This is a genomic window from Acidithrix sp. C25 (genome assembly GCF_904848545.2).
In genome coordinates, this window is record NZ_CAJHCI020000002.1 from 203,369 (window position 1) to 216,588 (window position 13,220).

Below are 13,220 nucleotides of genomic sequence, written 5' to 3' on the forward strand. Positions count from 1 at the left end.
CTAAATCTGCTTTAAAATTTTACGAAGTCGAGATTAGATCCTATTCGCTCGAGAGAAGTTAAGTCTGCGACATCCGTCTCAAGATACGGCGTCGCAAGGACCTTGGCCTTATCCACAAGCAAAGTTGCCAAAAGATTGTGCTGTTGTCCATAGAGATTGGAAAAATCCAAATAAGTTGAACCTATCTCAGACAAGACGCCACGCATGATACGTGGGTCCACCCCTAAAAATCTGTCCTTAACCAAGATTTCTGAATCAGCGATTAGCCTTTGGGCGATCTGGATCGCATTCTGATCACCAAGGTAATAAGGAAGACTTCTATTCACGATCAAAGCACCAAGATTGAGGTGGCGCTCCCGAAGAGCTCCCAGAAAAAATTCAGCCTCTCGCATCGGAAGGTATTCCGGCGACGTTACTACCAAAAATGACGTCACATCGCTCCTCAACAATGCACTTACCGACTTACCTCTTTCGATAAAGCCATCGTACATCGATTGAAAAAGTATGAAAAACTCCGCCACCTGCTCCAGAAAGTCTGAACCTATAATGCGATCAGCTACTTGATAAAATGGTTTGAATGCAGTGGCCACCAGGCGAGAACGATATGGCGCAGTGATCCACCGCAGGAGTTTAGAGGAGAAAAAGTCAGCCATCCTCTCGGGGGCATCTAAGAAGTCCATTGCATTTCTGCTCGGAGGAGTATCAACTATCAGAAGGTCAAAGTCACCCTTATTGTATAGGTCATAAAGTGACTCCATGGCGATATAGTCGTGGCTTTGGACAAAGCGCGATGAGATATTTCTATAGATCGGATTCGCCAAGATCTCACCCCGAACCCTCATATTTGGAGCGTATCGAATCACAAGGTCATCCCAGGAAGCTTTAGTGTCAAGCATCGCGGCGTACAATTCACCCTTGGGGGATCTTTCTCCAAAGCCTGAGAGGTCTACCTTGGTTACGACGTTTCCGAACTTAGCCAACCCCATAGCATCAGCTAGACGTTTGGCGGGATCCACTGTCAGAACCAATACTTTACGATCGGTTTCAAGAGCTGCGATTGTACCCAAAGCCGCAGCCGTGGTTGTCTTGCCAACGCCTCCAGCGCCGCCTGTAATCAGAATCGACTTCTGTGTAACAAGTGAATTTACTAGCTGGTTCACGATCCGCTCAATTCGCCATCGAGCGCTTCGGCAATCTCTCTGGAAAGACGTATGCCATCCTCTGCACCCATGAAATATGGGATAAAGATAGTGGCAATACCTACGGGTAGTTTTGAGATGAACTCTCTGGAATGGCTGCTTCGTGACTCCCTTAGGCCAGTAGCTAACGACGAGGTTGCCAAAAATGCATCGCTGGAGTCACCCGCGATCGCTAAGAAATCGTCGTGAAGATCGCCAGTCATAATCGAGCGAAAGATCTCTCCCTGGCTATTTGAAAATGGTTCGGCCATAACTTTGTTGATCACGGCTCCAATTACATTCATTGAAGTCTCATTAGCCAAACGATCTATTAGCTCCAACGACTCGACTACCGGTGTCTCTTCTGGAGTTACCACCAAGATCAACGCGGTAGTTGATGGATTGCTCAGAATCTCCTGCATCCAGGCGGTCTGCTCTTTCACTAAACCAATTTGGAAGAGCTCTGATATCCCCGCTGGAGATGCTAATTGTGAGACGATGTGACCACTTGCTGATGCATCCACAAAGACGATATCGTAATTGCGCTCTCTTACTTCGTAGCAGATCTTACCCATAACTAAAATCTCTTTTACCCCCGGAGCAGCATTGGCCACAAAGTCAAATGCCTTGGCTAGAGGACCTAGCTTGGTGATAATCGGAATTCTAAGGTTTAGGCGCAAATATTCAGCTAGCGCATCCTCAGTATTCATGGCCATTACATAGAGGTTCGGAGCTACCGCCTTGGGCTTGAACTCAACGTTCTCTATGCCAAAAGCGGCGCTCACGTCACCCCGAGCGTCAACCTCACAGACTAAAGTTCGCAATCCTGCTTTGCTGGACAGGCGGGCTAGTCCGGCAGTTATGGTGGACTTTCCAACTCCACCTTTTCCGGTGACAATCACCAAGCGCTTGGACAGAATTGCATCGCCTAAGTCGCTATGTCCTTCGAGGTTGTTCATCAATTTTGGACCCTCAAATCACCACTTAGGCGCCAAAGCCTACCCGACGCTCTTCTTGCTGAGAACCGACAACGATATAAGCGATTTTCCCTGGAGCAACGCCGATCTTGCGCCCTTTTTTGTCCTCAATCCAATGAAGAGCGTCTTGACTCTTCGTGAGCGCATTCAGCGTCTCAACGAATTCATTCTGATCCTTATCGTCACCTACCTCAAACGCAAGCTCACGACTCGAATCCAAAAATCCAATTTTTATGTCCACTTGTAACTCCTTAATTCGACTTCGCAAAAGACCTTGCCGGCAAAGACTTCACCGAAATAGCACCAAACAATTGCAAACTATTACGCTTGACTAGAGTGATTGCCTATAACAACACTAGAGGATAGCCAATCACTTCTGTTATATTTCGTCTGGGTTTGAAAGCCAAAGCTCAGTCAAAGACGCTATCGCCTCCAGAAAAGCTACGAAATCGAGACCTTAGTCTGAGCGGACGTTGACAGATATAAGTGGAACCGCCAGAGCCAAGGACCCCGAAAGTCATTCCTTGTTGGGTCCTCTATTGAACTTGTCGACCACCACAAAATAGAGGTGACCAACGACAACCGCCATTATTAGATAGAAAAAAACCGTATGGGCTATAGTGGAACCCACCCGAAAGGAGTAGGGGAAATACCTAAAGAACCTCAGAATCAACCCTGAAATGATCAGCACGACCATCGAAGCAGCAATTATGGCAGTCGCAATCTTCTGTCCGCCATTAGGAGTTCTTCTACTATAGGTTGGCCTGCGACCGCTTGAAATCCACCCTCGAACAAATCTGGAGTCTGCTATCGTCCAAGAAGTCAAGACATTCCATGCCTTAGCAATGGGTCGATCGCGCAGAGGAAAGTAGCCAACTGCCATTACGGCTATACATGCTATGCCTGTGATTACGTGGACTTCCCTAAAAAATTCTCTATTTCCAAAGATGGCTTGCAAGCCACCTACGTAAAAGGTAAGCGCCGAGAGCAAGGATATAAAAAAGAGCACCGACGCCAAGTTGTGCAAAAAGGCAGGTTTACGCCCAAGATCACGATACCATCTCAAATCCCCCTTAGTTTCTCCGAGATGCGCCTTCAACTCTGGGGAATCCTTGCATCTGCGGGGTAACCGTAGTTCTCCCAGTATCCCGTAATTGGTGAATTGGATAGCTCGACGTCCTTTAGCCACTTGATCGATTTGTATCCATAGCTTTTATTGACAAACAACCTCAGCGGCCCCCCATGTTCTAGCGGCAAGGGCACACCATCTAAATGAGTGACTAGCATCGTTCCATTGCTCATCGCCTGATTCAAAGGAAGACTCTCCGTATAGACACCATCGAAAGAGCGAAAGTTAACGTACTTCGCACTACTAGCGGGCTGAGCCATCTCTATAACCTTAGAGAGTGTCACGCCGCCAAAGCGTTGATTCGGGACGCTCCAACCGGTAACACAGTGAAAGGTGGCGACTAGGTCCGGAGTATGCATAATCGCTAAGTTCTCCAAAGACAGAGTCAAGTTATTTGCGACCTGGCCCCTTACTTCCAATCTAAAGGAGGAATTGTTCGTCGTCGGGAATCCATTGGTAACCGTATAGATCTGATATCCAGATATACCGGCAATACCAGCCAAAGCAGAACCTCCGAGAAGATTCTTTAGCCCAGAGCCAGCAACGACTAATCCCACCCCACCGACACTTAATCCAACAAAGACCCTGCGCGGCACCGAAGCACCATTGGAGCTAGGAGTTTTGGTTTTCATATCCATAAACTATGAAAACCAAATCGTCCATTCAATGTTCCATAATTTCAAACTTCTCATACAAATCTCAGGTTCACTAAATCGCTATCTATTAGCTAGAAGATTAGAGAATGTGATCCTCGTTGCAAAGTCGTCGCACTAACGGACCTTCAGCTCACTTTTATAGATCCTGGCAGGTCCCATCGCTTCAATCACTTGGGCTATTCGCATAAACTCAACCGAAACCTCAGACTCCGGCGACGCAAAGACAATTGGATTACCCACATCGCCACCTTCTCTAAGAGCGATCTCGATAGGTATAGTTCCAATCAAAGGTAACTCAAGTGACTGCGCCAAACTCTCTCCGCCGCCCTTGCCAAAGATGTCATATCGCTTCTTATCGTCGCCGCGGAAGTAGCTCATATTCTCGATGACCCCACGAAGAGGCAACTTCAACTTTCGAGCAGCTAGAGCTGATCGCTGTGCAACCCTCTCAGCGGCGTCTTGAGGGGTAGTGACCACAAAGGTCTCGATCTTTGGCAGATATTCAGCCAACGAAAGCGTCACGTCGCCCGTCCCCGGTGGTAGGTCCACGCAGAGGTAATCGATCTCCCCCCAAAAGACATCCAGAAGAAACTGCTCAAGGCCTTATGCAACATTGGTCCACGCCAAATAACCGGAGTATCATCTGCCACGAAGTAACCGACGCTCATAGTTTTTATCCCAAAGCGCACAGGCGGTATCATTACCTTTCCAATCAAAGATGGTGGGCGAACTGCTCCAAGCATCCTAGGTATCGAAAAGCCATAGACATCAGCGTCCAAGATGCCAACACTGTGGCCACGGCGTGCAAGCGCACTTGCCACACCCACTGTGACGGAAGATTTCCCAACGCCACCCTTTCCTGAAGAAAATCCCAGGACTCGGGTGCGCGATCCTGGCGCCATCAAGCGATTCACTCGATTCTCGCCATCTTTAATCAAAGTCTTATCAAGAAGATGTGACTCGAGCTTTTTTATCTCAGCGTCAGTCATCGCTCGAGCTTTTATTTCAAGCGGCACACCATATTCTTGTGCGATTTGCTCCATTTGGTCGGCAATTGGGTCAAAGTATCCACCATTTGCCGGATATGTTAGAAGTTCGACGCTATAACCGCCCAACTTCTTAGTCACCTGTGAGATCATCTCCAAATCGGCTAGCGACTCCAAAATATCTGGTTCCACCACCTTGCCAAGGTGTGAATAGAGTTCCTGTGTGTTCATCCTGGCACTTTTTCTTTCTTATTTGAATCAAGGTCCGATATCGAGGATAGATTTCTCCTATCTAGATAGAATAATTTATAGTCATTATTAGATTGCTAAGTAGGTTCAATGAGCACGATAGAAAAAGTCGCTGATCTTGGAGCGCCACATTCTGTAGATGACCCAGAGTTTCAAGCAACGGTCAGCGCCGTGGTGGCAGCTTTTGGTGACCCAACTCGTCGCGAGATCTACCTCTTCGCGCGCGACAACGAAGGTGTTACAGCTAACCAAGTCGCTGATAAGTTTTCACTTCACCCAAACGTTGCCCGCCACCACCTAGATAAATTGGTATCAGGAGGCTACCTCGACGTAACTCTCGAACGTCCGATCTGCGGTGGCGCAGGACGACCATCAAAGCGTTATAAGGGCGCACCGGGTGTTACCTCATCAAACAGGGTCGCATCCAAACGTGATGAACTTCTCTCAATGCTGCTCAGCGCAGCCTTAGAACTACTCGATCCGACCACTGCTGAACTCATGGCTGAAAGTGTCGGTGAACGCTATGGTTCACAATTGGCCCAGACGATGCACCCTCACCTTGAAAATCGTTCTATAAAATACGCTATCAGGACGATCGCAGATGCACTTAGTGCCCATGGCTTTGCGGCAAAACCCAACCAAATTCGAGGCTCGCTATCTGTTGTAAATGAAAACTGTCCATTCGGCGATGCTTCGCTTACCAATCCCGTAATCTGTGCTCTTGATCGTGGTCTAGTCCGAGGAATGTTAGGTGCGCTAATCAAAGAAAAGGTACCCATAACTCTAACTTCTAGAGCCAAAGGCGACTCCTCCTGCTCAGTAAGTCTATAAATCAGTAAGTCTACAAAAAGTTACCTTCGTGAATTTCGAAGATCCAACTTGGGCCAAAGCAAGAAAAAACCGATACCCACTTTTGTCTCACCTAACTTGATGAATTGAATTTGCCTCAACGATGCTTAAAACAACGAAACGCCATCCAATTTCGATATAGAAGTTTCGATTCACAAGACGGTTACGATTGCACCGTAGATAAGTTGTCTAACCATCGTGTTGGCGGCAAAGATCCACGGATGACTATGAGATGCACCCATTTGGAAGGCGCTGAAGTTCTTTATCGTAATGAGGTATTTGATTCGCTCACACTCACAACTTCAATTAGGAAGCACGGGAGCACCCAGTCGGTCAGAGGCGAATATTTTTTCTATCAGGAGTCTATTTTACCAAAACAAGAACACTCCTCAAAATATACAAATAGACCAGACTGCACTCGACGAACCTACTCCGAACCAAGCGCCTACCAATGGCCATCAACGAGCCTCCAGCTCTTGGGGTTCCACGCAACCAACAGCGTTTGGGGTGGAGATTTGAAAAAGGGAATTACGGCGAGGCGAAGATCATTAATTAGCCACTTCTACAATTAGCTACTTCTACAAAGCGCCTATTACATGTCTGCATAGACTCCAAGAAAGGCAGGCGCCGCCAAGTAGATCAAAGGCAAATTAGCAAGAAAACAGATCGCTACCCTTAGAGACTCGCAGCTATTATGGGTCGAAATGGCGTCAGGCGTCCGAACTGTCGGCGTGATGGGCAGGTCGGAAATTAACATTCAGTACGACCGAGTAAAGCCACCTAAGTATTGCACGTGTTGCACCTACAAATATCCGAAAAGGTCCAAAGAACCAAAGCACCACATACTCATAGACTTGGCATTTGACCACTCCGTCTTAAACCCTACAGTGGTCAGAGCGGCATCCATGATAGGTCTCGACAAACCAGAGCGCTAGCCCTATTTAACAACGTAACTCGATATGAATGCGATCTTATGTCCACCTATTGAAAAACGAGTGTTCAATGGCCAATTCGACAAACAATGCAACGATAATTTCACCTTCACCAACTTGCTTGAAAAAGCTGGATAGCAAGGCAGCCACATCGATCCAGGTTGACGTTGGTCAATTCCGGCTGAACCAAAAAAAGATCCACCGGAAGAAATCACTCGCACTTGTCGATCTTATTTCTGTCGTGCCAACCTCTAATGATTCAATGGAAACGACTCTACTGATATCATGCTAAGTAGCCAAAAGATACAACGCCGCGAGTAAACCAAAGGCTCCACTTCAAAAGAGGTAGACCAAGTGCCATCAGTCCATGAAGACCATCCTAAGATACTTCCTTTACGCCAATTCATTCATCTAACTGGTCATCAAGGAAACGGATCGAAAGGGATCGATGACTGAAGAATCTCCCTTCCTAGATATACCAAGTTCGGAGTGGATTGCATCTAACCGGTCTGCGTTTGCAATCTTCGACTCTTTCCCGGTCGCTAAGGGTCACTGCCTTATTATCAGTCGTCGCTTCATACGAGACTGGTGGGAGGCACTTCCAAGCGAACAAGCCGATATTTTTGCTTTGGTTTCCGAAGTAAAAGAACTACTCGACAAGCAATATTCTCCAGCCGGATACAACATCGGTACAAACGCTGGATCAGCCGCCGGTCAGACTATCTTCCATCTACATCTTCACCTAATCCCGCGCTACATCGGTGACAGTGAACATCCACAAGGAGGAGTGCGAAATGTCTTCCCTGAAAAGGCTAGCTATCTTAGACCCCCTCTCCGACCAATAGACAACGCTAACGCACCCTTTTAGAAGAAAAGATCTAGATTGCCACTTCGTGCAAAATTAAGTTTGAACTATCAGCAATTGACCATACGGCTTGTAAATCCTAAGATTTGCAACCATAGAGCAATCCGATAATCCGATATGTTAAACCTTCTGGGAGCCCTTTGAGCAAAACACAATGCCAATCTCACAAAAGATCCCTTATGGAAGCTTCATGATGCTCTCAAATCCATTTAGTCACAGGCGTACAAATCAGCTCGATCTGTGTGACAGTAAATGTGGGAGCAAAAAAGATTGCGCCAAGCAAAGTCGAGCGAGGAAACGACTCAACTTTTCTCCAGCTCAATCACCCCAATAGCGCTGCTCCTGGAATGGATCTCCATACATGTGATAGCCATTAGCTTCCCAAAATCCAGCTTTATCTGCCGACATGAATTCAATTCCACGTAACCATTTAGCTGACTTCCAAAAATATAACTTCGGAAATAAAAATCTCAGCGGGTAGCCATGTTCAGGTTCGAGTTCCTTCCCATCAAATTGGAACGCTAAAAGAGCAATCGCCCCATCACTCAAAATATCAGTCAACGGGACGTTGGCACTAAATCCAAATTCCGAGTGAAGCATCACATGCGTAGCCTCATCTTTTACTTGGGCCATCTCGATGATGGTCGTCAGTGGCACTCCCCGCCAAGATGTATCGAACTTTGACCACTTGGTAACACAATGGATATCAGTAACGACATCAACGGCATCAAGAGCCATGAACTCCGCCCAAGAGATCACCAACGGATTGGCTACAGCCCCAACAACCCTTAAGTCCCAGGATGAAAGATCCTTATATACCGGTACGCTTCCCGCGTGCAATACCGGAAACCGATCAGTAGAATACTGTCCGGGAGGCAACCGCGAAGGATCGACACCCTTAGCAGCCAAATCTTTTCGATTGCGCTCAAAAAAACCCATTTGGTCTTCTAACCCTTTTCTATCAAATAAAGCTAGCCACAAAAAGTACCCGAGCTAAAAGCTTTCACAGTTCATAACCATTGGAGATACAAAATAGTTTCTAATTTCTTCACAAAATCAATCTTTTTAAGAGAGCCTTCCATCATCAAAAAAATAAATCAATATAAATGAGGGCACAAATACCGTAAAAATTCAATAAATTTTTACAACCTACGAAGGTACGAGAAGATGGGCTGCCTTATAAGCGCTCGCAATATCAGAATGAACCTGCTTTAACAACGCCGCAGACGGAGAGAGTTTGAAGAATGCGTCAAACTGCCTCACCGCCGCATTAGGGTTTCCCTGATCTGTAAAGAGAGCTATTCCATAAAATAACCTTCCGTATATATAGGAAGGATCAACCTGAACGGATCGACTAAGTTGTGCTAAGCCTTGGACTCGAAGAGCATTCGACTTATCCTTGTTTCCTGCCTGCAGTAGGAGCCAACCGTTCCAAGCAAGCGCCACAGGCTGACTTGGTTCACTATGCAAAACCGCGCTAAAGAGCGAAAGTGCGGCAGTATCAGAGCCAACACTAGCCAGATCTTGTCCATTTTGAATATCTAGGGCAACTTGCGAGACTGAAAGGCCTCCCGCGGCAGCGCTAGAAGTGGTAAGACTAAAAAGCAAAAGCCCCGCCCCGCTCAGAACCAGCACCACCCCTACAACAGCTACAATCCTCTGGGGCCATGTAGCCCGACGGATTATCTCAAATGATCGGCGACTAACAACCGGACGACTTATTGGCGCAGTCGAATCATCTACTAAATTCAGATCAGAGACGCCTAGATAATCGACCCTAACGGCTGAGTCCACCTCTTGGCCGTCATGGCTCTCTAGGGAGCTCTCCATTTTGGTACTTCGGCGTCGTCGATAGTACAAAAAACCACCTATGGGACCTGCGATGGCGACCAAACCACCAAAGACCGCCAAATAAAGACCGCCATTTGAATTAGGAGGGGTCAGAAGAATCGACGGGCCATATGTCGCAACCAATTGATTGATAATCTCCGAGTCGCTAGCGCCAGAATGAACCATTTGAGAGATAAAGGCACGTAGTGCATAAGCTGACGAAGTATTTGCATCCTTGGTCGAGACCGAAATACAGGTAGGACACTTTATAACTGCTTCAAGATGGCTAATACGACTTGCCATCGTCACTTTGTGAGGAGACAAAAAGAGATAGCCAAAGATGGTAACGACAAAGATCACCATAAGAATACTTAGGCGCCATGTTGTCTTAGAGTAGGCGAACCTCTTTGGTCGAGGTTGCCCATTTTCACTAATTTCGGGATCCAATTTGATAGCTTCCAACCGCTAAAAGTATCTCTTTCGCATTAATTCCTCTAACCGTAGGTCGAGTAGGCAAGGCTAAGTACTGAAGAGAGTGTAGCGGTTGTGACCTGTCCTACAATCCGAGTGACCACCTTCCCATTGGGTGCAACTATAAAGGTCTGGGGCGGGTTCACCACTCCCCAATTCAAAGAGATCACGCCATTACCGTCGTAAATGACCGGCCAAAACATTCCCGTCTGTCGAACAAACGCTGTTGCCGAAGACCGTCGATCGTTTACGGTTACGCTCAAAATCGCCAACCTAGAGCCATAAGGTCGACTCTTAGCAGATCTCACAAATGACTCGATCGCTCCAGTTTCGCTACGACATGGTATACACCAGCTAGCAAAGAAGTTCACGATCAAGTAATCGCCACGATACGGATGTGGCGCGATAGCCAAATGAGAGAGCGTAGTACCCGCCAATTCTGGTGCGTTCTGACCGATCAGATTAGAGGCAGCTACGGTCGAGGTTGAAGTCGGCGTGAGAAATGCCACTGAGACCGAAAAAGCCACCACAAGAATGGCGACCAAAGCCAAAACCCATCTAAGTCTTCTTCCCCCTCTCCTTTGCTCAGAAGGCTGACCCGTAACAAGAGGTTCAGCGTCATCATGTGTCAAATCGTTAGACACCTACTGCTTCACCCTTTAGCTGGTTTATTTGGGGAACCTTAGATTTGAACCGAAGCGAGCCTAAAAGAGCAAGGCCACCACCAAGTCCCATAAGTACCCCACCGATCCAAAGCCAAGACACCAGTGGCTCGACCACTACACCGATGATTACCTGCGACTTAGCGCTCTGTGGTGGTGAATCAAGTGTGACGGAGACATCTCTTAAAATACCGGCACTCACACTTGGGGTACCCACAACTTGGGAATTCGTTCCAAACTGAGAGATGGCTGGATAAAAGGGCCCCCGACCATCGATCATAATTGCAGCTCGAAGTGAGGTTTTAGCTGGCGTCACCAGGGTCGATACGCCCTCATATGTGAGTTTGTGACCTTGAAAATATGCGCTTTGAAATGGAGAGATCTTCACCTCTCCCCGGACACCAAAGGCGGTAGACGTGGCTAGAGCTATAGCCACGACAGCAACACCAATATGGGCAATCAAACCCCCCATAAGGTGTGCTCGAACCGAAAACGACTGCTTTAGGCCTCGTCGGGAGAGAAGTACCCCAATCATCTTCTTGAGCGAACCCGTCAAGGCAAAGGTACCAAAACCATAGGCTGCTATCAAGCCCTTATCCCTAGAACCCAAAAATACCGCTATCGCCATCGCTAGAAGACCCATCATCAATGGCACAAAGAGCTCATTGAAGAGAGACTTGATCGAAATATTGGTATAAGGGACAAAGGGTGAAACCGTCATAAAAAACAAAAGGGCCAACCCTAGTGGTGCTGTAAAGGCATTGAAGAACGGTGGTCCCACCGATACGATCGAGTTGTTGATAGCTTGAGCCAAAAGTGGAAACGTCGTTCCTAAAAGGACGATGCCGGCAAAGGCGCTAAATAAGAGGTTGTTCACAAGATAGGTGCCATCTCTATTTATACCAGTCGCAGAGAACGACGACGCACGCATCGACGAGGCGCGCCAGGCGATAAGGCCGAACGAAACTACAGTTACAAAGGCAAAAAAGATTATAAGGATAGGACCTAGCGTCGATCCCGAAAAGGCATGCACCGACTGCAGTACGCCACTGCGGGTAAAGAAGGTGCCCAAAATTGTCATTGAAAATGTAGCCACCAAAAGGCCAATATTCCAGATCTTCATATTTCCGCCCCGAGAGCCGGACATGGAAGAATGAAGATAAGCGGTTCCAAAAAGCCAAGGTAAAAAGGCGGAATTTTCAACTGGATCCCAAGCCCAATAGCCACCCCAACCAAGAACTTGATATGACCACCAAGCCCCAAGGAAGATACCAAGTGTCAAAAATATCCAGGCAACCAACGCCCAGTACCTAGTCTCTCGAGCAAATGTTGTATCGGAACGATTGGAGATGAGCGACGCTATTCCGAATGCAAATGGAACAGTAAAACCAACATAGCCCATATAGAGCATTGGTGGATGAAAGGCCACCAAGGGATAGTTCTGAAGAAGCGGATTAGGCCCGCTTCCGTCAATCGGCGGATGGGCAAGAGTCAGAAATGGGTTAGCAGAGGTGGCCATCATTATAAAGAAGAAGCCAGCTACAACCAACCCCACTACCATCGCCCATCCAAAGGCAACATCTAACTCGCGCTTTCGATATTTAAAAAGGACTAAAACCAGATAGAGAGCCAAGATTGTCGCCCATAGCAAGATGGATCCAGCAAGAGATGACCACATACCGGTAATTTGATAGAGAAGCGGTGTCTCCCGTGAAGAGTTCGAGGCAACGTAGCTAAGGGAAAAGTCATGAGTCAAAAGGCCATGCTGCATGGCACCGGTGCTAATTAGCGCACCAGCAAAGACCAGTACCACAAATCCCCCACTGCGCCGAATAGATTTAGCATCCTTAGCACGAATGCCAAACAGGTACGAGATAATCCCCGAGATTGAACCAACGATCGACACGACTAGACCTGCGGTGCCAATTATCGCGTTCATAGTTTCTTTCCGCCAAGTGACGCAACTCGAGAGGGGTGCGCCGCTATGTAACTCGATGAGTGCTTGACCATGATCTGATTAGAGTAAAAAGTTCCATGAGAAAGGTAACCCACCAGCACAACTGGAAGATTCGCTTGAAAAAGCTGAGGAGGATTAGCGCTGTCAATTACAGAAATCCTTCGCCCATCCACACCTGAAACTTGAAAATCAACGCCCCCCTGATTGTTAGTGGTAACACTGTGAGGCACAACAACTCCTTCCAGGCGAAAAGTAGAAGTCCCCAAGGTTGCCTCCATGGAGAGTGTCTCATCTACCGTCCTGAAATAAACTAAGGCGTTGCCGAGGCCCCGAACTAAAAGAAATCCCAGTGCTAGGGCTAAAACTACAAATGGAGACCATATCTTTAAGGCTCGGCGCCGTTTAGCCCTTTTTGGGAGTGGCGGTTCAAAGATTGCCCGATCATTGAGGAGGTCCGATACCTCTTGTTGCTCCGACAA

General features: G+C 47.4%; 12 protein-coding genes and 1 pseudogene. 2 read left to right on the top strand and 11 right to left on the bottom strand.

Features of this window, described 5'->3' with window-relative positions:
- Nucleotides 1-11 precede the first annotated feature (11 nt).
- The 6 genes and pseudogenes from ACIDITHRIX25_RS94155 to ACIDITHRIX25_RS94180 form a co-directional block, all read right to left on the bottom strand.
- Nucleotides 12-1,160, bottom strand: a complete 1,149-nt coding sequence (locus ACIDITHRIX25_RS94155) for an ArsA family ATPase (RefSeq protein WP_201733049.1) — start codon at nucleotides 1,158-1,160, stop codon at nucleotides 12-14.
- Nucleotides 1,157-2,137 carry an ArsA family ATPase gene (locus ACIDITHRIX25_RS94160; protein WP_052607099.1) on the bottom strand — a complete coding sequence of 327 codons (981 nt, stop codon included), beginning with the start codon at nucleotides 2,135-2,137 and terminating at the stop codon, nucleotides 1,157-1,159. The genes ACIDITHRIX25_RS94155 and ACIDITHRIX25_RS94160 overlap by 4 nt, the downstream gene beginning before the upstream one ends.
- A 25-nt stretch (nucleotides 2,138-2,162) precedes the next feature.
- Nucleotides 2,163-2,396, bottom strand: a complete 234-nt coding sequence (locus ACIDITHRIX25_RS94165; RefSeq protein WP_052607098.1) for a DUF3107 domain-containing protein — start codon at nucleotides 2,394-2,396, stop codon at nucleotides 2,163-2,165.
- Between the two features lie 276 nt (nucleotides 2,397-2,672).
- Complete coding sequence (locus ACIDITHRIX25_RS94170) at nucleotides 2,673-3,254, bottom strand: cytochrome b/b6 domain-containing protein (RefSeq protein WP_052607097.1); 582 nt, start codon at nucleotides 3,252-3,254, stop codon at nucleotides 2,673-2,675.
- Nucleotides 3,251-3,916, bottom strand: coding sequence for a molybdopterin-dependent oxidoreductase (locus tag ACIDITHRIX25_RS94175; RefSeq protein ID WP_160291923.1), 666 nt, complete (start codon nucleotides 3,914-3,916; stop codon nucleotides 3,251-3,253). The genes ACIDITHRIX25_RS94170 and ACIDITHRIX25_RS94175 overlap by 4 nt, the downstream gene beginning before the upstream one ends.
- 138 nt (nucleotides 3,917-4,054) lie before the next feature.
- Nucleotides 4,055-5,157 (bottom strand): annotated as a pseudogene (locus tag ACIDITHRIX25_RS94180) (Mrp/NBP35 family ATP-binding protein).
- A gap of 108 nt (nucleotides 5,158-5,265) precedes the next feature.
- Here ACIDITHRIX25_RS94180 and ACIDITHRIX25_RS94185 point away from each other — a divergent pair.
- Together ACIDITHRIX25_RS94185 and ACIDITHRIX25_RS94190 are read left to right on the top strand one after the other, a co-directional pair.
- Nucleotides 5,266-6,006 (top strand): helix-turn-helix transcriptional regulator, encoded by a 741-nt coding sequence (locus ACIDITHRIX25_RS94185; protein ID WP_201733051.1) that lies wholly within the window; start codon nucleotides 5,266-5,268, stop codon nucleotides 6,004-6,006.
- A 1,398-nt stretch (nucleotides 6,007-7,404) separates the two neighbouring features.
- Nucleotides 7,405-7,824 (top strand): HIT family protein, encoded by a 420-nt coding sequence (locus ACIDITHRIX25_RS94190; protein ID WP_201733052.1) that lies wholly within the window; start codon nucleotides 7,405-7,407, stop codon nucleotides 7,822-7,824.
- A gap of 315 nt (nucleotides 7,825-8,139) precedes the next feature.
- Here ACIDITHRIX25_RS94190 and ACIDITHRIX25_RS94195 read toward each other — a convergent pair whose 3' ends face one another.
- From ACIDITHRIX25_RS94195 to ACIDITHRIX25_RS94215, 5 genes are all read right to left on the bottom strand, one after another.
- A complete protein-coding gene (locus tag ACIDITHRIX25_RS94195; RefSeq protein ID WP_201733053.1) occupies nucleotides 8,140-8,760 on the bottom strand; it encodes a sulfite oxidase-like oxidoreductase in 621 nt (206 codons plus the stop codon).
- Between the two features lie 210 nt (nucleotides 8,761-8,970).
- Complete coding sequence (locus tag ACIDITHRIX25_RS94200; RefSeq protein WP_201733054.1) at nucleotides 8,971-10,113, bottom strand: cytochrome c-type biogenesis protein CcmH; 1,143 nt, start codon at nucleotides 10,111-10,113, stop codon at nucleotides 8,971-8,973.
- A gap of 32 nt (nucleotides 10,114-10,145) precedes the next feature.
- A complete protein-coding gene (locus ACIDITHRIX25_RS94205; RefSeq protein WP_201733055.1) occupies nucleotides 10,146-10,766 on the bottom strand; it encodes a TlpA family protein disulfide reductase in 621 nt (206 codons plus the stop codon).
- Nucleotides 10,759-12,723 carry a heme lyase CcmF/NrfE family subunit gene (locus tag ACIDITHRIX25_RS94210; RefSeq protein WP_201733056.1) on the bottom strand — a complete coding sequence of 655 codons (1,965 nt, stop codon included), beginning with the start codon at nucleotides 12,721-12,723 and terminating at the stop codon, nucleotides 10,759-10,761. Before ACIDITHRIX25_RS94210 ends, ACIDITHRIX25_RS94205 begins: the two co-directional genes overlap by 8 nt.
- The gene (locus ACIDITHRIX25_RS94215; RefSeq protein ID WP_201733057.1) at nucleotides 12,720-13,220 is read right to left on the bottom strand and encodes a cytochrome c maturation protein CcmE domain-containing protein; all 501 of its coding nucleotides are present in this window, start codon (nucleotides 13,218-13,220) and stop codon (nucleotides 12,720-12,722) included. The genes ACIDITHRIX25_RS94210 and ACIDITHRIX25_RS94215 overlap by 4 nt, the downstream gene beginning before the upstream one ends.

Excerpts from the sequence above, each read along its gene's own strand:
- ACIDITHRIX25_RS94160 (WP_052607099.1), bottom strand. The coding sequence starts at position 2,137 with ATGAACAACCTCGAAGGACATAGCGACTTAGGCGATGCAATTCTGTCC.
- ACIDITHRIX25_RS94175 (WP_160291923.1), bottom strand. The coding sequence starts at position 3,916 with ATGAAAACCAAAACTCCTAGCTCCAATGGTGCTTCGGTGCCGCGCAGG.
- ACIDITHRIX25_RS94185 (WP_201733051.1), top strand. The coding sequence starts at position 5,266 with ATGAGCACGATAGAAAAAGTCGCTGATCTTGGAGCGCCACATTCTGTA.
- ACIDITHRIX25_RS94190 (WP_201733052.1), top strand. The coding sequence starts at position 7,405 with ATGACTGAAGAATCTCCCTTCCTAGATATACCAAGTTCGGAGTGGATT.
- ACIDITHRIX25_RS94195 (WP_201733053.1), bottom strand. The coding sequence starts at position 8,760 with ATGGGTTTTTTTGAGCGCAATCGAAAAGATTTGGCTGCTAAGGGTGTC.
- ACIDITHRIX25_RS94210 (WP_201733056.1), bottom strand. The coding sequence starts at position 12,723 with ATGAACGCGATAATTGGCACCGCAGGTCTAGTCGTGTCGATCGTTGGT.